This window comes from Streptomyces sp. VTCC 41912 (assembly GCF_045799175.1).
Classification (GTDB): domain Bacteria; phylum Actinomycetota; class Actinomycetes; order Streptomycetales; family Streptomycetaceae; genus Streptomyces; species Streptomyces albulus_C.
This window is the reverse complement of record NZ_JBJMAB010000001.1, coordinates 491666-512972: the sequence shown is the minus strand read 5'-3', so window position 1 is coordinate 512972 and position 21307 is coordinate 491666. Positions and strand designations below refer to the sequence as shown.

Sequence of the window (21307 nt, the reverse complement as noted above, 5' to 3'; positions counted from 1 at the left end):
GCTCCTCGTCTCGTCGTCTCGGGTTCCGTGCGTGCCCGGGTTCCGGCCGGTCGGCCGCGCACCGGGACGCTGCTCGAAGAGCATGTACCGCGGCGGGTGCGCCGGCCGGTACCCCGCGTGGGTGCGGTGGGGCGTTTCGCGCCGCGTCGGCCGTGGCCGGGGGACGCACCGGCACGCGGTCCGCGCCCCCGTCGTACGCTCCGCCCCGCACGTGTCCGCGCGCCGAACTCGGCCGAAATGCCGCCGGTACCGACCGGGCGGTGGGCATCAACCCCTCGCAGCCCTTCATCCCCGCGGCCAGGAGGCACCAGTGACGCCCACGCACAGCAGTCCGACCCAGTCCGTGGACTTCGACGTACTGATCATCGGCGCCGGGATCTCGGGCATCGGCGCGGCCTGCCATCTCAAGGCCCGCCGCCCGGGCACCACGTTCGCGGTCCTGGAGGGGCGCGACGCGATCGGCGGCACGTGGAGCCTGTTCCGCTACCCCGGCGTCCGCTCCGACTCGGACATGCCCACCTTCGGCTTCGGCTTCCAGCCGTGGACCGCGCACACGTCGATCGCCGACGGGCCCCTCATCCTGGACTACCTGCGACGGACGGTCCGCGCGCACCACCTGACCGACCACCTGCGCTTCGGGCACCGGGTCGTCGGCGCCGCGTTCTCCTCGGCGACGGGCCGGTGGACCGTCACCTCCCGACTCGCCGGCAACGGCCGGGAGACCACGCACACCGCGCGGTTCCTCTTCCTGGGCACCGGCTACTACGACTACGAGACGGGCTTCACGCCGGCCTTCGACGGCGTCGCGGACTTCACCGGCCAGGTGGTCCACCCGCAGCACTGGCCGGCGGACCTGGACCACGCGGGCAAGCGCGTCCTGGTGATCGGCAGCGGCGCCACGGCCGTCACGCTGATCCCCGCGCTGGCCGCCACCGCGGCGCACGTCACGATGGTGCAGCGCTCGCCGAGCTACGTGTTCTCGACGGCGGCCGAGGACCCGATCGCCCGCGTGCTGGGCCGCGCGCTCGGCCCTCGGCGCGCGCACCGGATCGTCCGGCGCAAGAACCTCCTGCTCACCCGGGGGATGTACCGGCTGTGCCGGCGCGCCCCGACGCTGATGCGCCGGCTGCTGATCGCCCGGGTGCGCCGGCAGTTGCCCGCCGGCTACGACGTCGCGACCCACTTCACCCCGCGCTACGACCCGTGGGACCAGCGGCTGTGCGTGGTGCCGGACGGCGACCTGTTCAAGGCGATCTCGGCCGGCCGGGCCTCGGTGGTCACCGACCGGATCGAGCGGTTCACCACGACGGGCCTCCGGTTGGCGTCCGGCCGGGAACTGGCCGCCGACCTGGTCGTGACCGCGACCGGCCTGACCATGTCCCCCTTCGGCAAGGTCCGGTTGAGCGTGGACGGGCGCCGGGTGAACCCGGCGGACACGACGGCGTACAAGGCGGTGATGCTCTCCGGGGTGCCCAACCTCGTGTTCGCGCTGGGCTACACCAACCTGTCCTGGACGCTCAAGGTGGACCTGGTCTGCGCGTACTTCTGCCGGCTGCTCGACCACATGGACGCGCACGGCCACGCCACCGTCGAGCCGGTGCCGGCCGACCCGGACATGGCGCGGGTGCCCTACATGGACCTGAGCGCCGGCTACATACGACGGGGCATCGGACAGTTCCCGCGGGCGGGCACCCGCGGCCCGTGGACGGTCGAGATGGCCTATGAGAAGGACGTCGAACGGCTGCGGAACGGCCCGGTGGAGGACCCCGCACTGAAATTCACGGCACCGGCACCGGCACCGGCCCCTGCACCCGACGCCGACCGCTACGGCAGGTTGAAGTAGATCATCGGATTGTGGTCGCTGTGCCGGACCGGCTCGTCGAGCCCCAACTCGGCCTTCACTACGGCGAGTTGGCGGGACACCTCGGGTGCCTTGGCGGTGGACGGGGTGAAGAACCCGACGTTCTTCTCGGCCAACCACTTGACGATGACCGAGCCCTCGCTGAAGGGCTTGGGGCGCCGCCCGTGGAAGACGTCGTGGACGCTGGTGGGCGTGCCCGCGGGGACGCCGGGGAAGAGGTTGTCGACGTACCAGTGGGCGAACCGCGCACCGTGGTCGGCGTCGATGAAGAGGTAGTCCACCTCGGTGGGGACCGCTTCGAGGTGCCGGCGCACGTCGCCCTTGGTGAACGACCAACGGTCCTAGGCGAGTTCGGCCGGTACGTTGCGCACCACGTGGTCCACGATGTCGAACGAGTGCAGCCGCCCGGTCCCGTTGTCCCGCAAGGCGCGAAGGAGCCACGTCGTGGACCATCCGTGGAACGTGCCGATCTCCACCACGACCTCGGGACGCAGGTCGCGCAGCAGCAGATAGGTTATCTCGGCCTCGTAGTCGTCGAGTTGGGCCTTCATCGACGGGCCGCGGTCCGCCAGGAGCCGGCGCTGGGCGTCCCGCGCCGCCCGCAGGTCGTCCTCGTACTTCCCGTACAGGGCGGCGACGTGGTCGGTGGTGATGGTGTCCATGCTGTCCTCCAACGAGCGGGCAGGTGCAGCCCGGGTGTTCCTGGCGCGGCCCGCGCCGATGAGAACCTAGGGTCCCGAGGACCTCGACCACGTCACACTCGGGAGCCATGTTCCGGCGTAGCTCTGAGGTATGACGTCCGGCCGGCGACCGGCCCCTGCGGACGACTCCGGCGTGCGCCACCCGTCCGTACCATGGTCCGGTGATCCCGGAAGAGTCGAACGCGGCGGCCGGGCCGGACCCCCGACGCGACGGCCCGCGGCAGGTCGGGGCCGTGCTCCGGGCGGTGCGACGCGAGGCGTGCGACGTCTCCCGCCGGGCTGCGCCGCCGTTCCGGAACGCCGAGCGCCGGTTCCTGCGGCACCTCCCGCTCCTCGCCGTCGCGTTGGTCGCGGCCGACCTGGTCACCGGCGGGACGCTGATCGTCGCGGACGGGCTGGGCCTGCCGTGGTGGGGTGCGGGGCTCGTCGCCGGTGTCCAGGGGCCGCCGTTGGTGCTCGCCCTGTACCGGCCGGTGCTGGCCTGGTGGTCGTCGCTCGCCGCGTCGCTGCCGTACGCGCTCCTCGCGGCCCTCGCCGAGCCGGCGGGGCGGGCTGGCGAGCCGTGGCCGTGGACGGCACCGGGACTCTGGGCGCACCTGGGGGTCACGCTGCTGGTGGCCTGCCGGGTGCGGACCGGGACGTACGTGGCGCAGTGGCTGCTGACGATGGCGCTCGGCGGGGCGCTCACCGCCGGGCTGGCACCGCCGTCGTCGGTCAACGACCTGCTGCTGTGGGGGCTGTTCTCGGCGCTGGGGTTGGCGGTCGTCACCGTCGTGCGCGGGCGGAGCCGGGCCCGTCGCGCGTTGCGCGCGCAGGAGGCCCTGACGGAGTTCGAACGGGGCCGGCGCGCGCTGCTGGAGGAGCGCACCCGCATCGCCCGCGAGTTGCACGACGTCGTCGCGCACCACATGTCCGTCGTGGCGGTGCAGGCGGAGGCGGCACCGTACCGGGTGGCCGAACCGCCGCCGGAACTGAGCGAGAGCTTCGCCAGCATCAGGGAGAACGCGCTGGCCGCCCTCACCGAACTGCGGTACGTCCTGGGCATGTTGCGGTCGCCGGAAGAGCGTCCGGAGGCCCGCTACGCACCGCAGCCGACGCTGGAGAACCTCGACGGCCTGGTGGCCAACGTGCGGGCGGCGGGGCTGCTGATCGACACGGTGGTCACCGGCGAGGCGCGCGCGGTGCCGCAGCGGGTCGAGCTGTCGGCGTTCCGGATAGCGCAGGAGGCGCTGAGCAATGCGCTGCGGCACGCCCCGGGGTGCCGGGTCGAGGTGGAGCTCACCTACGGGCGTGGCGAGCTCGGCATACGCGTGGCCAACAGCCCGGCGCCGGCCGGTGCGCCACGCCAGCGGGGCACGGGACACGGTGTGTTGGGCATCCGGGAGAGGGCGTTGCTGCTCGGCGGTTCCGTGCGGATCGGCACCCGGGAGGACGGCTGGTTCGAGGTCACGGCCTCCCTCCCCACCAGTGAGCAGGAGTGAGGACGCATGACGATCCGGGTGTTGATCGCGGACGACCAGCAACTGATCCGGCAGAGCTTCGGGATCCTGCTGAACGCCCAGCCGGACATCGAGGTGGTGGACGAGGCGGTCAACGGTCAGGACGCGATCGACCGCATCGCCGCCCGGTGTCCGGACGTGGCCCTGATGGACATCAGGATGCCGGTGCTCGACGGCCTGGAGGCGACCCGGCGCATCACGCGGGACTTCCCGGACGTCAAGAGCATCATGCTGACGACGTTCGACCTCGACGAGTACGTGTATGAGGCGCTGCGGGCCGGCGCGCACGGCTTCTTGCTGAAGGACTCCTCCGCGCAGCAACTCGCCGATGCGGTGCGCACGGTGGCCATGGGCGGCGCGCTGCTGGCACCCTCCGTCACCAAGCGGCTGATCGAGGAGTTCGCCAGGGGCGGCGCGCCGCGCACCGTGCCGCGCGGCCGGGTGGCGGACCTGACGGAGCGCGAGACGGAGGTGCTCTCCCTGATCGCGCGGGGGCTGTCCAACTCCGAGTTGGCCGCACATCTGGTCATCGCCGAGCAGACGGTGAAGACCCACGTCAGCCGCATCCTGGTGAAGTTGGGGTTGCGGGACCGCACCCAGGCGGTGGTCTTCGCGTACGAGACGGGCCTGGTGCGCGCCGGGGAATGACGGGATGGCGGCGGCCCGGGTGGGGCACCTTCCGGGGCGGGTCCGGAAGGTGCCCCGACGGCCCTGTGGCCGTCGGTCGGGCCCGGGCGGTCAGGAGTGGGTGGCGAAGTCCTGCGTCCACCACGGCCCGTTGGAGCTGAGGTTCACGCCCACACCGGTGGCCTTGTAGGCGCAGTTGAGGATGTTTGCGCGGTGCCCGGGGCTGTTCATCCAGCCGTCCACCGCCGTCGCCGGGTCCTTCGGGCTCTTGAAGATGTTCTCGCCCCAGCTCATCCAGGGGAATCCGGCACGGGTCATCCGGGTGCCCGGGTCGACGCCCTCCGGGGTCTCGTGGGCGTAGTAGTTCCGGGCGGCCATGTCGTCCGAATGCCCCTGGGCCGCCGCCGTCAGGTGCGGGTCGGCGGTGAGCGGGGCGCAACCGTGCTGGGCCCGCTGGGCGTTGACCAGCTCGACGACCTTCCGGGCGAACTCCGCCGCGGTGCCGGTCGCGGTGCGCGCGCCGACCGAGGCGCCCGCGCCGCCGCCCGCGCCGGACGCGACGCGGGGCGGGTGGCCGGCGGTCCGGGGGGTCGGGCGCGGCGCGGCGGGGGTGGGGGTCGCCCGGGGCGTCGCGGCCCGCTCGCCGTCCCCTGCCGTCTCCTTCGCCGTCGGGGACGGGGAGGGGGACGGCTTGTGGCGGCGGGGGGAGTGCGCGTCGCCGCCGGACTCCGGGAGGACGGCGGTTCCCGCGGTGGTCCGCACCGGGGTGGCCGGATCGGCGGCGAGTGCCTGGTCGCCCCCGGAGCCGGGGCGTATCAGCACCAGGCACGTACCGGTCACGGCGAGGACCGCCGCCCCCGTCAGCAGCGCGGCCCTCGTCCGCGGCCGGGCGGTGTCGGCGCGGTGGTTCCCGCTGCGGCCGGCGGGGCGGGGCGCGGCGTGCCGCCGGGGTGCCGCGGGCGGGGAGGTGCGGTGTCCGGGGTCGGTCGGGGCCTGGTCGTGCGGGGCGGGGCGGTGACGGTCGTCGTGGTGCATGCTCGGGGTTCCGTTTCCGGTCCGGTCGGCGGGCCGCGCGGTCGGTGACGGGCGGACCGTCACCGGTGGCCGACGCCGCCGACCTGGGGGACGAGGGGTCGTGCGGGCCGCGTGGCGCACGGTCCGCAATGGGGAGACCCCCGGCGGCCCCGCGGACAACGAAAATCCCGGGGATTTCTTTTCCACGGTGTCGAGGCGGCGTCGAGCGGGTGCCCGCCGGTGCCCGGCGGCGGGCTCCGGCGCCTCCCCGGCGGCGGTGGGGAGCCCGTGCCGCGACGGCGTCCGACCGGCACGTAGTTTTTCTGTTATCGCCGTGCGCCGAACGGGTCACCTGAGCACGGGGGCCATGACGGTGTATACGGATGAACGGGAACGAACAGGCGTGAAGTGGGAAAACGGTACGGCGACCGTGGAGGCGGCCAGGGCGGGTGACGACGCTGCCCGGGAACAACTGCTCTCCGCGTACCTGCCCCTGATCTACAACGTCGTGGGACGGGCGCTGGACGGCCATGCGGACGTCGACGACGTGGTGCAGGAGACCATGGTGCGCGCCCTGGAGTCGCTGGCGGACCTGCGCGAGCCGGCGTCCTTCCGTTCCTGGTTGGTGGCGATCGCCATGAACCAGGTGCGGCGCCGCTGGACCGGCGCCCACCGGCACCCCGTCGTCGGCCTGGACCAGACGGCGGAACAGCCCGACCGCGGCGCCGACTTCGTGGACCTGACGATCCTGCGGCTGGGCCTGTCCGGCCAGCGACGCGAGGTGGCCGAGGCCACCCGCTGGCTGGACGAGGGGGACCGCGCGCTGCTGTCGCTGTGGTGGCTGGAGGCCGCCGGCGAGATCGGCAGACCGGAGCTGGCCGCCGCCCTGGGGTGCGGGACGCGGCACGCCGCGGTCCGGGTCCAGCGGATGAAGCAGCAGTTGGAGACCGGGCGCCTCGTCGTCCGCGCCCTCGCCGGGAACCCGCCCTGCCCGGAACTCGTGCGACTGACCGACGCCTGGGACACCCACCCCGCGCCGCTGTGGCGCAAACGCATAGCCCGCCACGCGCGGGACTGCGCGACCTGCTCCGGTCACGCACGCGACCTGCTGCCCGCCGAGGGGCTGTTGGCCGGTCTGGCGATGCTGCCGCTGCCCGCGCACCTGACCCCGCCGCCGGTCCCCACCGCCGCGGCCGCCGCCACCTCCGCCACCTCCACCACCACGTCCGCCACCTCCACCGCCTCGGCGTCGGGCGGTCACCGGGCGCACCACCTGCTGCGCCGGCCGCCCCGCCCGCGCGGGGCCGTCGCGACCACCGCGGTGTCCGGCACCGCGGCGCTCACCGCGGCCGTCGTCGCCGCCGTGTGGTGGGGCTCCGGCGCCCCGCGGGACGAGCCGCCCACCGCGCCCCGGGCCGAGCCGACGGTGCAACGAACCACCGCCGTTCCCACCCCCACCCCCACGCCGACGCCCACCCCGACGCTCACACCCACCCCGACGCGCACCGCGTCCGCCACCCCCACGCCCGCGCCGCCGTCCCCCACGGCCACCCCGCCCGACCTGGAGGAACAGGCCACCGCGCTGATCAACCGCAAGCGGGCGCAGGTCGGTTGCGGTCCGCTGCGCATCGACCGGCGGCTGCACGCCGCGGCGCAGCGGCACTCCGCCGACATGGCCGCCCGCGGCTACTACGAGCACGTCTCGCCGGAGGGCGTCGGCCCCGATGCGCGGATCACCGCCGCCGGGTACCAGTGGAGCAGTTGGGGCGAGAACCTCGACCGCGGCCCGCAGAGCGCGGCCGCGGCGGTGCGGGACTGGATGGGCGACGCCCCGCACCGCGACAACCTGCTCGACTGCCGGTTCACCGCGGTCGGCATCGGGATCGTCCACGGGGCCGGCGGCCCGTGGTGGACCCAGGACCTCGCGGCCCCGCGCTGAGCGGGCGGGCCGCCCGGTGACGGGCCCGGCCCGGCCCGTCACCGCAGCATGGTCTCCACCAGGTCCGTGCCGATCCGGGCCGTCGCCTCCAGGTCCAGCTCGTGCAGGACGTAGCGGCCGCGCCGGCGGGTGCGGAGCAGACCGGCCCGCTTCAGCACGGCGAGGTGGCGGGAGACCTCCGGGGCGGTCAGCTTCCAGGACGCGGCGAGTTCGAGGGTGGTGCGCGGGCCGCGGGAGAGCGTGTGGGCCAGCCGCAGCCGGGTGGGGTGGGCCAGCGCCGCCAGCCGACGGCTCGTCAGGTCCAGCGGCATCGGCTGCGGCAGCCCCGGTTCCGGGACGGGGTAGTTGACGACCGGCTGCCAGCCCGCGGCGTGGACGACCAGGACGTGCGGATGGCCGAACGCGGTCGGCACGAAGGTGAGGCCGTCGCGGGCGCTGGTGGTGCCGTCGTAGATCTTGTCGACGACGATGCGCTGCCCACTGGCGTCGAGGGACAAGCAGGCGGAGACGGCCGGGAGGGCGCCGGTCAGGCCGAAGCGGCGGAAGAGCTCGGTCTTGTGCCGGGCGTCGGCGGCCAGCGCCGGCCGCACCCGCTGCCAGTGCTCGGCGAAGAACGCGCCCTCGCAGTCCTCCCACAGGCGGCGCAGCCGGCCGCGCACGGCCGGCGGGTCGGCGAGCAGCGCGTCGAGGAACGCGGCGGCGCGCGGACCGTCGGCCTGCGCCAGGACGCGGGCGCGCTCCCGGGCGGCCGGGTCGGTCAGCGGGGACCCGTCCGGCCGCGTCGGGTCGGCGCCGACGGCCAGGCAGAGCGCCCCGGCCACGAACTTCTCGTCGGTCAGCCGGTCCAGCGCGTCCAGCTCCTCGGCGAGGGTCGCGGCGGGCGCCGGCGGGAGCAGGAAGTCCGCACGGGTGGTGCGCCACAGGCAGTCGGCGGCCGACAGCCGGGCGGCGAGGGACGCGTCCAGACCGGCGCGGACCGAGCGGGCCCAGTCCTGCCGCGGCGGATGGTGCCCCGGCTCGGACAGCACGTGCAGCATCGCGGTCAGCTCGGCGAGTGGGGAGGGCGCGAAGCGGACGCCTCCGGGGGCGAGGGTGCTGATGTCGACGGTCAGGCTCACCCGTCCATACTGGCGGACCGGGCGGGGCGGCGGCCGACGGGAGCGAACGCGATGTTCTGCTGGTCCACGGGAACCGCCTCTTCGGGGGCGGCCGGCACCTTCCGGCGGGACGTGCGATGCGGTGCAGGGGATGCGACGCCCGGGGGCCGGACGCGTTCCGCGTGACCCCACATTCAGGTCGGTGGGCACCGCATGACGGTATTCCCAGGTAATCGTGCGATGTCAAGCCGGAACGAAGACGGACCGGAAAACCCTCTCCAAGGGCGAGCGGTTTGAGGGATTTGTCCTTTCAGGCGCGGGAATTGCCGAGCGTTCCCGGGCGCTTGGCGAAGAGTCGGCGGTGCGAATCCGCCAACTGTCCGGCGCGGCTTGACGACGTCGAACGGAAAAAGATCAAGTGGTGGTGCTTCGCCCGGACCGCATCGTTTCGTTGACCGACAGGAGGAGCTCCCTTGAGCACCGCGAACCTTCCGCCGGCCGGCACCCCGGCCGATGACGAAGGCTTCCGCCGCAGGGCCGGCGCGCTCCTGCACAGCGCCGCCGGCGACCTCAAGCGCACCTCCCGTTCGGCCGCCGCCGACCTGGGCCTGACCGACGCGGACTACGCGGCGCACCTCGCCCCTGAACAGGGCTTCTCCTGGGACCTCGCGCAGCGCGCGGCCACCGTCTGGCCCCTGAACGAACGCGATCTGGTGCCCGTCCGCAACGACTGCCCGCGCGGCGTGCGGGTGCTGCGCGCCACCGAGTCCGCATCCTCCGCCCGGGTCTTTCAGCGTGGCGGGATCGACTATTACGAGTACCGCGACACGGCGATGTCGCGCCTGGCCTCATTCCGCTCCGCGTGGATCCGGATGCTCTCCGTCGTCACCGACGACGATCCGCACAACGCCGACGTGCACTGGAACAACGGCCATGCGCTCTATCAATTCACCTATTGCGTGGGGCCGGTCAACTACTATTACCGCTGGAACGGACGCGACCACGTACTGCGGATGAACACCGGCGACTCCATCTGGGGCCTGCCCTTTTCCCCGCACACCTTCACCGCCCGCAATGCCGAGGAACCGGCATACGTCCTCGCGCTCACCTACGGCGGTGAACTCATGGGCGACGCGCAGCACGAACTCGCCGCCCTGGGACCGGACACCGCCCGCGGATTCGCCCTCGACACCGACTCCGCCGCGGCCGCCCAGGGCCGCCTGCTCCGCTCCTACCTGGACGCCTCGGCGCTCCCCCTGGAGCACGCGGCCGAGCTCTCCGGAATTCCGGCGGGCCGCCTGGCCGGCGTCGCCGACGGCGGCACCACCCTCACCCCCGGCGAGGTCACCGCCCTCGCCGCCGCACTGCGCCTGTCCCCGCGCGACCTGCTGCCCGTCGTGCCCGACGCCGTCGACGGCGTGAGCTTCCGCCCCGCCGCCACCTCCCGCTCCTGGTACCACCCCTCCGCCGGGCACCGCGACTACCGGGTGCGCGAACTGGCCGGCGACCGGCTGCACCCGCACACCCGCGCTCTGGAGATCCACCCGCAGCGCGCCGACTCCGACTCCGCCGACCAGGCCGTCACGCCCCTGCGCACCCACCAGCACCAGTACCTCCACAACGTCGGCGGCGGCCCCGTCCGGATGGCCTGGCAGCACGGCGGCGAGCGGTACGAAACGGTGCTGGAACCCGGCGCGTCGGCCTACGTCACGCCGTTCGTCCGCGCCGAGTTCACCCGCAGCGGTCGCGGCGACCCCACCGACCCCACCCGCCTGCTCGCGCTGCGCATCGGCGGCCGGGTGACCACCGAGGCCCGCTCCGCTCTGGGCTCGATGTACCCGGGCAGCCTGGAACGCCACCTGCACGAGGACCGCCAGTGGTGCGAGGAGCGCGGCACCGGCGGGAGCTGGACGTGAGCGCACCCGCGCCCGCCGGCACCGCGCCGCTGCTCCCGACCCAACACCGCTTCTTCGGCCGGGCCTTCGGCGAGATCGGCCACGACAACGAGCCGCTGCTGTTCGCCGTCGACCACTGCCTGGACCGGACCGCGCTCGCCCGCTGCCTGACCCGCCTCGCGGACCGCCACCCGGCGCTGACCTCGCGCTTCGTCGAACTGGCCGGCGAGCGCCGGGTGCGTCCTGGCGATTCGGCGGTGGCCGTCCCGCTGGAGTGGCACGACCACACCGGGCTCGACGAGGCCGCCGCCGACCGGGCGTTCACCGATGCGGCCCGGCGCCTCCACCACCGCCTCGACCTGCGCGAGGGACCCGTCTGCCGGGCCGCCTACTTCCGCCGGGACGGCGGGGACCGCCTGCTGCTCCTGCTGCACCACCTGGTGTGCGACGGCGTCACCCTGCACACCCTGGCCGAGGAACTCTCCACGCTCTACCGGCAGACCGCCGCAGGACTGGACGACACCCTCGGTCCGCCGCCGCCCTCGGCCCTGGACCACGCCCGCGAACTCCAGGACCTCGCCGACGCACTGCCCCGCGAGACACCCCAACTCGACGCCTGGCTGCGCCTCCCGTGGGACCGGGTGCGCCCCTTCCCGACCACGGCCGAGGACCCGGGCAGCCTCGCCCGACCCCACCTCCGCACCCTGCGCACCAGCCTGGACCCGCGCACCGCGCGGACGGTCCGCACGGTGGCGCGGTCCTCCCCGTACACCACCGAGGACCTGCTGATCGCGGCGGTGGCCCGCGGCGTCGCGGAGTTCTCCGGCGCCTCGGCCGCCTGCCTGGACGTGGTGCGCCACGGCCGGCTCTCCCCGCTGACGGCGGCCGACCTCAGCCGCACCGTCGGCCGGCTCTCCACGATCACCCCGTTCGTCCTCGACACCGCGGCCGACGGCACGCCGCCCGGTGCACCGTCCGCCGCCGGCGCCCTCCCCGACCTGCGCGCCCTCAGCGCCCAGATCGGCCGGCTCCACGCGATCGAGCACGTCTGGGGGGTGCTGCGCCACCTCCACCGGGACCCGGCCGTCGCCGGCCGCCTGGCCGGGCTGCCGAAGCCCGAGGTGTACCTCGACTTCCGCGGCGCGGGCCTGCACGACCTCCCGGTCGGCCCGCCGTTCTCCCTCGTCACGGGGGACACCGGCGTGACCCGGACCCCCACGCACCCCCGGCCCTACCCCCTGGAGATCAGGATCGACGTCGCGGACCAACGACTCGACCTGCACTGGAAGTTCAGCCTCCGGCGCAACGCCGAGGACGACATCCGCCGGCTGGCCCGCCGCTGCACCGACCTCCTCGTGCGCCTCGCGGAGTCCGCCACCGGTGCCTGAGCCATGCCCGCCGCCCGGCCCTCACGCCGGTGGTGCGGTGGAGCCGCGCACCACCAGGGAGACCGGGACGTCGGCCGGGCGGACGGGACGTTCGTCGGCCAGTATGGAGACCAGGGCGGTCATGCCCCGCCGGCCGGCCTCCTCGGCGGGCAGGCGGACCGTGGTCAGTTCCGGTTCCACCGCCGAGGCGAGGGTGAGGTCGTCGAAGCCGGTGATCGACAGGTCCGCCGGCACGCGGAGCCCGAGCCGGCGGGCGGCCTTGAGGGCGCCGACCGCGAGGACGTCGAAGTCGCACAGCAGCGCCGTGGGGCGGCGCCCGGGGGCCCGCAGCACGGTCTCCGCCGCGTGCCGTCCGGCGTCCATGGTGAGGGCCGCGCGCACGGTGCGCAGTTCCGCGCCGGTGCCCTCCAGCGCCGCCGCCAGCGCCCGGGAGCGCACGGCGAACGTCCAGGACTCCACCCCGGCGGCGAGGTGGGCGATCCGCCGGTGGCCCAGGGCCAACAGGTGCTCCGCGACCTGGCGCATGCCGTCCGCCACGTCGAGGTTGACGGTGGTGGCGGCCCGGGAGTTGGCGGGGTCGCTGTCCAGCATCACCAGCGGACGCCCGCCGTCGTCGAAGTCGGCGAGCACGTCGGCCGCCATCGACGAGGCGAGCACGCCGTCGAGGCTGGCCGGCGCGGACCCGAACGGGTTGCGGGCGGGACCGCCGTCCGCGGGGGAGGGGTACAGCACCACGCCGAATCCGTGCTGGGCCGCCACCCGCGCGGCACCGGTGTACAGGCGGGCGTAGTACTGGTTGGTGAGGGCCGGCACGATCAGCATGACGGTCTTGGTCCGTCCGGTCCGCAGGTTCCGGGCCGCGAGGTTGGGCCGGTATCCCAGTGCGTCCGCGGCGTCGCGGACCGCGGTGGCGATCCGCTCCGAGACCCGTCCGTGCCACTTCCCGCCGCACACCAGCGAAACCGTCGCCTGGGAGACGCCCGCCTCCCGGGCCACGTCGCGTGAAGTCGGGCGTGCCTTGTCGGCCACGGGGACGATCCTTTCCGATACGACCGGAGCCACTGGACCGGCTCACACCCAACATGCTAGACATCTCGCGGGAGTTATACGTACTACCGGAGTACGGAATTCCGTCGCCCGGCGGGCCGGGGCGGGAAATGGCCGGGGCCGTGGGGGAGTTCGCCCGGCCGTGCGGATCGCGGGCACGTCGCGCCTGTCGCAGGTATGTGCTTTGGCCGATTTTCCCCGGTGTCAAACCGTGTCACATCGCAGCAAAACGGTTGTGGTGAACGAGTTGAAAAGAAGTCAACTTCCGTTCTCGCGGGTAAGGCTCCGCAACGAAATCGCCGACCGCAATGCGGGTTGAGGTGCCACGTCGGTGAGGGGGGCGGTGGCGTGCGAGGGGGTGTCGAGCCGTCCCGGTGGCGTGACCGAATGGGGCGAGCGGTGCCCGATGCGGGCCAACCGCTGGTTCCGGACAATCGCCGATCGAGCCGTGTTCCTCTGTACACGGTTGTGATCAAATGTGAATATGACATGGCCATGGGCGGCGCAGAGAGTTATTCAGGAGTGCGTAACGCCCTGATGGTCGGTGCGGGGGCTGGTCGGAGAGTGTGGCATGCAGAGGGGACACATGAGCCAGATATCCGCAGTTCCTTGACGGTTCTCTTGCCTGAACTGGTTTCGCACGGCTGATCCTTGCTGGAAGCTTGGGCTTTGCAAAGCTGATCGGGTACCGGGGGATTGTGCTGCGTGTCGCACGCAGGAGTTGGCGAACCCGTTTGCTGGAAAGCCAAGTTGCCGCATGGCGCACGGCAACATGGAGAAAAGCGAATGACGAAGCGAGTAGTTTTTTCGAATGCCTCGTTCGGCTCGTCGTTGCGGCTCTTGCGCGAAGAGCGGGGACTTTCTCTTGGTGACCTGTCCCGGCTGGTGAATTATAGCAGGAGTCATCTGAGCCGCGTGGAAACGGGAAAGAAGCAACCGGCCGAAGGACTGGTGCGGCTGTGCGACGAGGCCCTGGACGCAAAGGGAAGTCTGCTCGCGCTGCTGGTGCGGGCCCCGCGGCGCCAGAGCGGACGCAGCTGTCCCATTCAACTGCCGCGGAGTATTTCCGACTTCACCGGTCGGGAGGGAGTGCTCGACGAACTCAACGCCCTGCTCTCCGAGGTGCACCGGCAGAGTGACGGGCAGGCCGTGGTCACGGTGGTCGAAGGGGCCGCGGGCGTGGGGAAGACGGCCACCGTCGTGCACTGGGGGCACGGCGTGCGGAGCCACTTCCCGGACGGCGTGCTCTTCGCCGACCTCCAGGGATTCGGCCCCGGCGGCCGCCCGGTCAGCACCCGTCAGGTGCTCCGGAACTTCATGACGGCACTGGGCGCCGAACCGGTCGAATTCTCCGGTGAAATCCACCACTTGGCCGCCAGCTATCGCAGCCTGCTCACCGGACGAAGGCTGCTGATCGTCCTCGACAACGCCGCCACCGCGGAACAGGTGCGCCCCCTCTTACCGGCTTCGCCCCGCTGTATGACGGTGATCACCAGTCGCAGTCGACTGACCGGACTCGTCACCCGGGACGGCGCCCACCGCATCACCGTGCCGCCGTTGACCGCGAGCGAGTGCGACGCGCTGTTGTCCCGTCTCGGGGTCGCGTCCCGACCGCCGAAAAGCGCGAGCCCGTGCGCCTGCCAATACCTGCCGCTGACCGTGCGGATCGCGGCGGAACGCCGGGAGACGGTCGGCGGCATGGACATTTGCGAGCGGTGCGGATCGGATGCGTTGCTCACTTACCTCTACAGCACGGGCGACGACGTCAGCAACATGTACACCGCGCTCTCCTGGTCGTACCGCTATTTACCGCCGGCGGTCGCCAGGGCATTCCGGGTGCTCGCGGCCGAGGTGCGCGACACGGTCACCGTTTCCGCGGCGGCGCGGTTGCTGGGCGTCGAGGTGATGGGGGCACGGAAAACGCTCGAATCCTTGGCCGACATCCATCTGTTGCAGTGCCTCTCCTCCGATGAGTACCGCTTCGAGAAGACCGTGCGGGGATTCGCGCGGGAACTCGACGGGCGGGACGTGGCGCGCTTCGCCCGTGCGGGTCACGACGCCGAGCGGGTCATGAGCTACTGAACGCCTCCCGAGTGTCGGTCCTGCCGCCCGCGCCGGACAGGGGTTGCCCGATGTCCCTTCCCGCGGACAACGGGCGACGGGCCGTGCCTGGGCCTCCCGCGCCGCGCCGACCGCCGGGACACCGCGCGGGACGCCGTTTCGGTGCCGCCCGCACCGACTCTCGGTAGGCCCGGACCCCGGTCACGGTCGTGGCCGTGATGTGCCCGCGGAGCGCCGAACGGACCATGGGGCGGTGCACTTCGCCGGACGTCGGGTGCGACCCGGCGCGGCGAGCGGTCCTATCCCAGCAGGAGGGTCTGCATGGCTTTTCGGATCACCAAAGAGTTCCACTTCTCGGCCAGTCACCGGCTCGCCGAGCTGCCCGAAGGGCACCCGTGCGGCCGGATGCACGGGCACAACTACGTCGTCGAACTGGAGCTCGCGGCCCCGGCCGACGGCCTGGACAAGGCGGGCTTCGTCCGCGACTACGGCGACCTCAAGCAGTTCAGCCGGTGGTTGGACGCCGAGGTGGACCACCGTCACCTCAACGACGTGCTGGACCGCAACCCCTCGGCCGAGCACCTCGCGCAGTGGCTGTACGAGCGGTGGCTGCCGCACTACCCGCAGTTGAGCGCGGTGCGGGTCTCCGAGACCGCCAAGACGTGGGCGGAGTACCGGCCGTGACGCAGATGCCCGCCACCCCGTCGCAACACCGAGGAGGTGGTGCCGCGGTGGAACCGAAGCTCGTCGTCAACGAGATCTTCGGCCCCACTTGAGGGCCGTGCAGGGAGAGGGCCCCTCGGCCGGGCAGCGGTGCGCCTTCGTGCGGTTGGGCGGCTGCAACCTGTCCTGCCGCTGGTGCGACACCCCGTACACCTGGGACTGGACCGGAGTGGGCGACTCCGGGGTCGCCTACGACCCCAAGCGGGAACTGCGGCCGATGCCGTGGACCGACGTGCTGCGCGCGCTGCTCGCCTACGAGGTCCCGCTGATCGTGGTCTCCGGGGGCGAACCCCTCAGCCAGCAGCGCCGGTTGCTGCCGCTGCTGGGCGCGCTGACGGAGGCCGGCCGCAAGGTGGAGATCGAGACGAACGGCACCGTGGTGCCGCAGGACGACCTGGTGGCGCTCGGCGTGCGGTTCAACGTCTCGCCCAAGCTGTCGCACTCGGGCGATCCGCAGGCGCGGCGGATCGTGCCGGACGCGTTGCGGGCGTTCGCGGCCGTCCCGGGGACCGCCTTCAAGTTCGTCTGCCGCACCACGAGCGACCTCGACGAGGTGGCGCAGCTCGTCGACCGGTACGGGACCCGCCCGGTGTGGATCATGCCCGAGGGGCAGGTACCCGCCGAGGTCGGCCAACACCTGTCCGCGCTGGGGGACGACGTCGTGGCACGCGGCTGGAACCTGACCACTCGATTGCATGTTGCCGTCTGGGGCGACAGGAGAGGCGTGTGAGCACAGTGAGCGGAGCCCCCGAACTGGACGTCCTCGACGACTCCGGGCCGCAGGTCCCGGACCCGCTGGAGGACGTCGCGCGCAAGCTGCTGATCGAGATCGGCGAGGACCCGGAGCGCGACGGGCTCAAGGAGACGCCGGCCCGCTTCGCCCGCTGGTGGCGGGAGTTCTCCCGCTACGACGCGGGGGCGGTCGACACGCTGTTCCCCCTCCAGACGGAGGGACAACTGGTCATGGTCTCGGACATCAACGTGTGGTCGCTGTGCGAGCACCACCTGCTGCCCTTCTCCTGCTCCCTGACCATCGCCTACCGGCCCAAGGGCGACGTGCTCGGACTGTCGAAGTTCGCCCGGATCGCCCATCGCCACGCGCACCGGCTCCAGGTGCAGGAGCGCCTGGTCCGCGACATCGCGGACGAGGTCACCAAGGTGACCGGTTCGGTCGACGTCGCGGTCATCGCCACCGGCGAGCACCTGTGCATGAGCATGCGCGGCATCCGTACCCCGGCGGTCATGACGTCCACGGCCTACTCCGGGGTCTTCGAGGAGTACGGGCCGGCCCGTCAGGAACTCGTGGCGACGGTGTTCCCGCTGCGCAAGTGACCCGACCCCGTCCACGATCGACAGGAGTACGCACGTGGCAGTTCGCGACATACGCACCGGGCTCAGCCTGGACGACGTCCTGCTGGTGCCCCGCCGCACCTCGGTGGTGAGCCGCTCGGCGACCGACACCAGCACCGAGCTGGCCGGGATCACCCTGCGGGTGCCGGTCCTCTCCGCCAACACCCCCTGGTGCACCGGCCGGCAGATGGCCGTCGCCATGGCGGTGGCCGGTGGGCTCGGGATCGTCCACCGCATGCAGACCGCCGAGGACCAGGCCGCGGAGGTGGCCGCGGTCAAGGCGACGCCGGTGCCCGACGGCACGGAGCGGGCCACCGTCGACGCGCAGGGCCGGCTGCGCGCCGGGGCGGCCGTGGGGGTGACCGACGACTATCTGGAGCGGGCCGCCCGGCTCGTCGAGGCGGGCGCGGACGTCCTGGTCACCGACGTCGCCCACGGCCACGCGGACTACGTCCTGGCCTCCGTCGAGAAGCTGCGGGCCCGTTTCCCCGACACGCCGCTGATCGCCGGGAACGTCGCCACCGCCGCCGGCACGAGGGACCTGATCGAGGCCGGCGCCCACGCCGTGAAGGTGGGCATCGGCCCCGGCGGCATCTGCACCACCCGGCTCGTCGCGGGCAGCGGGGTGCCGCAGCTGACCGCGGTCCTCGACTGCGCCGAGGAGGCGGCCGGTTCCGGCGTCCCGGTGATCGCGGACGGCGGGATCAAGGCGCCGGGCGACGTCGTCAAGGCGCTGGCCGCCGGCGGCCACGCGGTGATGCTGGGCAGCGCCCTGGCCGGCGCCGACGAGAGCGCGGCCCGCCTGGTGGAACGCGACGGCGTCCCCGTGAAGGTCAGCACCGGCTTCGTGACGTTCGGCATGCAGCTGACCCTGAAGCGGGCCCGCGGCGAAGAGGTCAGCCGCGAGGAGCTGGACGCGTACACCCCCGAGGGCGTCGAGGCCACCTTCGCCCACACCGGGCCGCTGGCCGCCACCCTGCGGCCGTTCGTCGGCGGACTGCGGTCGGGCATGAGCTACTCCGGGGCGCACACCCTGGCCGAGCTGCGGGCGCAGGCCGAGTTCATCCGGGTCACGCCGGCCGGACTGTCGGAGAGCCGCCCGCACGCCCTGGAGCGGACCCAGCAGGTGGCCCTGGACTACGCCCGGGAGGCCACCGGATGACGAACCCTTGGGAGGACGGCCGCTACGGCAGCCCGGAGATGCGCCTGCTGGTCAGTGACCGCAACCGCTACCAGCTCTTCGTACGGGTGGAGGGGGCGTTGGCCGCGGAGCAGGGCCGGTTGGGGGTGATCCCGTCCGAGGCCGCCGGGGCGATCGCCGCCCGGGCCCGCGACCACCGGTGCGACCTGGCGCGGATCGCCGAGATCGAGACGGTGAGCCGGCACGAGCTCTACGCCGTAGTCCAGCAGTTCGCCGAGACCTGCGCGCCCCACGGCCGCTACGTGCACCACGGGGTGACCAGCAGCGATGTCATCGACACCGCGCTGGCGCTCCAACTGGACGCGGCGATCGGGCTCCTGGGCGAACGGCTCGGCGTCCTGATGGCCGCGCTGTGCCGGCAGATCGCCGAGGAGGGTGGGCGGGTGATGATCGGACGGACCCACGGCCAGCACGCCCAGCCCGTCACCCTGGGGTTCAAACTGGCGGTGTTCCTCGACCAGTTGACCCGGTGCCTGGCGCGGCTGGCGGAGCTGCGCGAGCGCGCCGTGCGGGGCAAGGTCGCCGGTGCGGTCGGTTCGCTGGGCGGACTGGGACCGCAGGGCATGGCGGTGCAGCGGGCGGTGCTGGCCCGGCTGGGCCTGCCGGAGCCGCAGATCTGCGCCCAGGCGGTGGCGCGGGACCGGATCGCGGAGTTCGTCTCCTGGGCCGCGCTGACCGCGGCCTGCCTGGAGAACCTCGCGACCGAGATCCGCAACCTCCAGCGGACGGAGATCGGCGAACTCGCCGAGTCCTTCGCCGAGGGGGACCAGATCGGCAGCTCCGCCATGCCGCACAAGCGCAACCCGGTGCGCAGCGAACGCATCTGCAGCCTGGCCCGGCTGCTGCGGTCGCTGGTCGGCCCCGCGCTGGAGAACGTGGTGACCTGGCACGAACGGGACCTGGCCAACTCCGCCAACGAACGCTTCACCCTGCCGCAGGCGTGCGTGCTGCTCGACGAGATGCTCCTCACCACCACCGCCGTGGTGGACGACCTGAGGGTCTTCCCCGAGCGGATGCGGGAGAACCTCGACCGGTCGCGCCACAGTCACCTCAGCGAGGCGGTGCTGCTGGCCATGGTCGACCGCGGGACGGACCGGCTCGACGCCTACCGGGCCCTGCAACGGGCCAGTGCGCTCGCCGCCCGGGACGACCGCGACCTGGTGGCGGTGCTGGCGGACGACGCGTCGGTGACCGCGGTGCTGCCCGCACCGGACCTCGCGGCCCTGGCCGAGGCGGCCGCGGACACCGGCTTCTGCGACACCCTGGCGCAGGAGACCGTGCGCCGGGCCGAGGAAGCGCTCGCACAGTCGACGGAAGGAGCTCGGACATGCCCGGCACGGTGATCGTCGGTGGCCAGTGGGGCGACGAGGCCAAGGGGAAGATCTCCAGCTATCTGGCGATCCGGGACGAGCCCGCGGTGGCGGTGCGCGCCGGACTGGGGCCCGGCGCCGGCCACACCGTGGTGCACGCCGGACGCACCATGAAACTGCGCCAGTTGCCCAGTGCGGTGATCCGCCCGGCCACCCGCCTCCTGCTGGGCGCCGGCGTGTTGATCCGCCCGGAGGTCCTGTTGCGGGAGATCGCGGAGTTCTCCGCCGAGTCCCGGGTCGGCGTGGACTTCCGCGCCACCGTCATCGACCCCGAGCACGTCGCCGCGGAGGCGGCCGACGCGGGGCTGACCGACCGGGTGCGCAGCACCGGCAGCGGCCACGGCCCGGCCCTGGCCGCCCGCGCCATGCGTGCGGCGCGCCGCGCCGAGGACGTCCCGGAACTCGCCCCCTACCTCACGGACACCGTGCGGGTGGTGAACGACGCGGTCGACGCCGGGGACCGGGTGCACGTCGAAGGCACCAACGGCTTCGGCCTGTCGGTGCTGTACGGCACCTATCCCTACACCGTCGGCAAGGACAGCACGGCGAGCACCGCGGCGGCGGACGCCGGACTGGGCCCCACCGCGATCGACGAGGTGGTGCTGGTCTTCCGGGCCTACCCCACCCGGGTGGGCGCGGGGCCGTTCCGCACCGAGATGACCGAGGCGGAGGCCGAGCGGCTGGGCATCGTCGAGTACGGCACGGTGACCGGGCGGCGGCGCCGGGCCGGCACGTTCGACCTGGACCAGGCACGCGAGGCGGTGCGCGTCAACCGGCCCACCCGGATCGCGCTGACCTTCCTGGACCACGTGGACGCGTCCTGCCGCGCGGTGCGCACCGGGGAGTTGCCCGAGGCGGCGGCGGCGTTCGTGGCCCGGGTCGAGGAGGGCCTGGGCCGGCCGGTCGACCTGCTCGGGACGGGGCCGGGCACCGCCGACGTGGTGGACCGGTGGAACGGCCGGCCCGCCGGCACGGCCCGCAACGTGACGAGCGGCCAGGGAGGCGACCGATGAGCGGCACACCGATGTGGCGGCGGGACCGGCTGTTGACGATCAGTTGGGAGGCGATGGGCCGGATGCTGGCCGGACTGGCGGACGACGTCCGGGCCAGCGGCTTCGCCCCGACCGCGGTGGCGGGCATCGCCCGCGGCGGGCTGCCGCCGGCCATCGCCCTGGCGAACCTGCTGGCGATCGAGGACTTCCGCATCCTGGGCATCCCCCGCAACACCTCCAACTCCCGGTACAGCGAGCGGGGGGCGGCGGTGCTCAAGTACGTCGTTCCGGAGCGGGAGTTCGGCGGCGCGCGGGTGCTGCTGGTCGACGACATCATGGGCGACGGCGGCACCATGGCCCTGGCCAAGCGCACCGTGGAGGAGCTCGGCGCCGCGGAGGTCCGCACGGTCGCGGTGGTGCGCAACCTGGGCGCCGCCCAACGGGCCGACTTCCAGGCGGTCGAGGTGGACGACTGGACGGTCTTCCCGTGGGAAGCACCGCCCGGGGACAACGAACTCGCCGTACCGTTGCGGGTGTGAGCG

At 73.1% G+C, this 21307-nt stretch carries 19 protein-coding genes; 14 read left to right on the top strand and 5 right to left on the bottom strand.

Annotation, left to right across the window (positions count from 1 at the left end):
* The first annotated feature begins 310 nt into the window (after positions 1–310).
* A complete protein-coding gene (locus ACJ6WD_RS02335) occupies positions 311–1843 on the top strand; it encodes a flavin-containing monooxygenase (protein ID WP_407615038.1) in 1533 nt (510 codons plus the stop codon).
* Here the strand turns inward: ACJ6WD_RS02335 and ACJ6WD_RS02330 are convergent.
* Together ACJ6WD_RS02330 and ACJ6WD_RS02325 are read right to left on the bottom strand one after the other, a co-directional pair.
* The gene (locus tag ACJ6WD_RS02330; RefSeq protein ID WP_407615037.1) at positions 1825–2175 is read right to left on the bottom strand and encodes a hypothetical protein; all 351 of its coding nucleotides are present in this window, start codon (positions 2173–2175) and stop codon (positions 1825–1827) included. The genes ACJ6WD_RS02335 and ACJ6WD_RS02330 overlap by 19 nt on opposite strands.
* A 27-nt stretch (positions 2176–2202) precedes the next feature.
* A complete protein-coding gene (locus ACJ6WD_RS02325) occupies positions 2203–2523 on the bottom strand; it encodes a class I SAM-dependent methyltransferase (RefSeq protein WP_407615036.1) in 321 nt (106 codons plus the stop codon).
* A gap of 200 nt (positions 2524–2723) precedes the next feature.
* On the opposite strand from ACJ6WD_RS02325, the gene ACJ6WD_RS02320 reads away from it, so the two are divergent.
* Entirely contained in the window at positions 2724–4043 is a 1320-nt protein-coding gene (locus ACJ6WD_RS02320) for a sensor histidine kinase (RefSeq protein WP_407615035.1), read from the top strand.
* Between the two features lie 6 nt (positions 4044–4049).
* Entirely contained in the window at positions 4050–4709 is a 660-nt protein-coding gene (locus tag ACJ6WD_RS02315; RefSeq protein WP_376438629.1) for a response regulator, read from the top strand.
* Between the two features lie 90 nt (positions 4710–4799).
* Here ACJ6WD_RS02315 and ACJ6WD_RS02310 read toward each other — a convergent pair whose 3' ends face one another.
* Complete coding sequence (locus ACJ6WD_RS02310) at positions 4800–5723, bottom strand: CAP domain-containing protein (protein ID WP_407615034.1); 924 nt, start codon at positions 5721–5723, stop codon at positions 4800–4802.
* Positions 5724–6105: 382 nt separating this feature from the next.
* Here ACJ6WD_RS02310 and ACJ6WD_RS02305 point away from each other — a divergent pair, with 382 nt between their 5' ends.
* Complete coding sequence (locus tag ACJ6WD_RS02305; protein WP_407615033.1) at positions 6106–7641, top strand: sigma-70 family RNA polymerase sigma factor; 1536 nt, start codon at positions 6106–6108, stop codon at positions 7639–7641.
* A gap of 38 nt (positions 7642–7679) precedes the next feature.
* Here ACJ6WD_RS02305 and ACJ6WD_RS02300 read toward each other — a convergent pair whose 3' ends face one another.
* On the bottom strand, positions 7680–8759 hold the full coding sequence (locus tag ACJ6WD_RS02300) for a DUF5937 family protein (RefSeq protein WP_331246493.1): 1080 nt from the start codon (positions 8757–8759) through the stop codon (positions 7680–7682).
* Positions 8760–9211: 452 nt separating this feature from the next.
* On the opposite strand from ACJ6WD_RS02300, the gene ACJ6WD_RS02295 reads away from it, so the two are divergent.
* Positions 9212–10654 (top strand): hypothetical protein, encoded by a 1443-nt coding sequence (locus ACJ6WD_RS02295; RefSeq protein WP_407615032.1) that lies wholly within the window; start codon positions 9212–9214, stop codon positions 10652–10654.
* Complete coding sequence (locus ACJ6WD_RS02290; protein WP_407615031.1) at positions 10651–12021, top strand: condensation domain-containing protein; 1371 nt, start codon at positions 10651–10653, stop codon at positions 12019–12021. Before ACJ6WD_RS02295 ends, ACJ6WD_RS02290 begins: the two co-directional genes overlap by 4 nt.
* Before the next feature lie 21 nt (positions 12022–12042).
* On the opposite strand, the gene ACJ6WD_RS02285 is transcribed toward ACJ6WD_RS02290, so the two are convergent.
* Complete coding sequence (locus tag ACJ6WD_RS02285) at positions 12043–13050, bottom strand: LacI family DNA-binding transcriptional regulator (RefSeq protein WP_407615030.1); 1008 nt, start codon at positions 13048–13050, stop codon at positions 12043–12045.
* 723 nt (positions 13051–13773) lie between these two features.
* Here ACJ6WD_RS02285 and ACJ6WD_RS02280 point away from each other — a divergent pair.
* From ACJ6WD_RS02280 to ACJ6WD_RS02245, 8 genes are all read left to right on the top strand, one after another.
* The gene (locus tag ACJ6WD_RS02280; RefSeq protein WP_376438617.1) at positions 13774–15150 is read left to right on the top strand and encodes a helix-turn-helix domain-containing protein; all 1377 of its coding nucleotides are present in this window, start codon (positions 13774–13776) and stop codon (positions 15148–15150) included.
* Between the two features lie 300 nt (positions 15151–15450).
* The gene (gene queD, locus ACJ6WD_RS02275; protein ID WP_038523196.1) at positions 15451–15813 is read left to right on the top strand and encodes a 6-carboxytetrahydropterin synthase QueD; all 363 of its coding nucleotides are present in this window, start codon (positions 15451–15453) and stop codon (positions 15811–15813) included.
* 97 nt (positions 15814–15910) lie between these two features.
* Positions 15911–16582, top strand: a complete 672-nt coding sequence (locus tag ACJ6WD_RS02270; protein WP_233656380.1) for a 7-carboxy-7-deazaguanine synthase QueE — start codon at positions 15911–15913, stop codon at positions 16580–16582.
* A 5-nt stretch (positions 16583–16587) separates the two neighbouring features.
* The gene (gene folE / locus ACJ6WD_RS02265; protein ID WP_233656747.1) at positions 16588–17184 is read left to right on the top strand and encodes a GTP cyclohydrolase I; all 597 of its coding nucleotides are present in this window, start codon (positions 16588–16590) and stop codon (positions 17182–17184) included.
* 34 nt (positions 17185–17218) lie between these two features.
* Positions 17219–18364, top strand: coding sequence for an IMP dehydrogenase (locus tag ACJ6WD_RS02260; RefSeq protein ID WP_331246490.1), 1146 nt, complete (start codon positions 17219–17221; stop codon positions 18362–18364).
* A complete protein-coding gene (gene purB, locus ACJ6WD_RS02255) occupies positions 18361–19746 on the top strand; it encodes an adenylosuccinate lyase (RefSeq protein WP_407615029.1) in 1386 nt (461 codons plus the stop codon). Before ACJ6WD_RS02260 ends, purB begins: the two co-directional genes overlap by 4 nt.
* On the top strand, positions 19731–20786 hold the full coding sequence (locus tag ACJ6WD_RS02250; RefSeq protein ID WP_233656382.1) for an adenylosuccinate synthetase: 1056 nt from the start codon (positions 19731–19733) through the stop codon (positions 20784–20786). Before purB ends, ACJ6WD_RS02250 begins: the two co-directional genes overlap by 16 nt.
* Positions 20783–21304 carry a phosphoribosyltransferase gene (locus tag ACJ6WD_RS02245; protein ID WP_233656384.1) on the top strand — a complete coding sequence of 174 codons (522 nt, stop codon included), beginning with the start codon at positions 20783–20785 and terminating at the stop codon, positions 21302–21304. Before ACJ6WD_RS02250 ends, ACJ6WD_RS02245 begins: the two co-directional genes overlap by 4 nt.
* Positions 21305–21307: the final 3 nt, after the last annotated feature.

Coding starts and splice junctions, on each gene's coding strand:
- ACJ6WD_RS02325 (WP_407615036.1), bottom strand. CDS start 2,523: ATGGACACCATCACCACCGACCACGTCGCCGCCCTGTACGGGAAGTAC.
- ACJ6WD_RS02315 (WP_376438629.1), top strand. CDS start 4,050: ATGACGATCCGGGTGTTGATCGCGGACGACCAGCAACTGATCCGGCAG.
- ACJ6WD_RS02310 (WP_407615034.1), bottom strand. CDS start 5,723: ATGCACCACGACGACCGTCACCGCCCCGCCCCGCACGACCAGGCCCCG.
- queD (WP_038523196.1), top strand. CDS start 15,451: ATGGCTTTTCGGATCACCAAAGAGTTCCACTTCTCGGCCAGTCACCGG.
- purB (WP_407615029.1), top strand. CDS start 18,361: ATGACGAACCCTTGGGAGGACGGCCGCTACGGCAGCCCGGAGATGCGC.
- ACJ6WD_RS02250 (WP_233656382.1), top strand. CDS start 19,731: ATGCCCGGCACGGTGATCGTCGGTGGCCAGTGGGGCGACGAGGCCAAG.
- ACJ6WD_RS02245 (WP_233656384.1), top strand. CDS start 20,783: ATGAGCGGCACACCGATGTGGCGGCGGGACCGGCTGTTGACGATCAGT.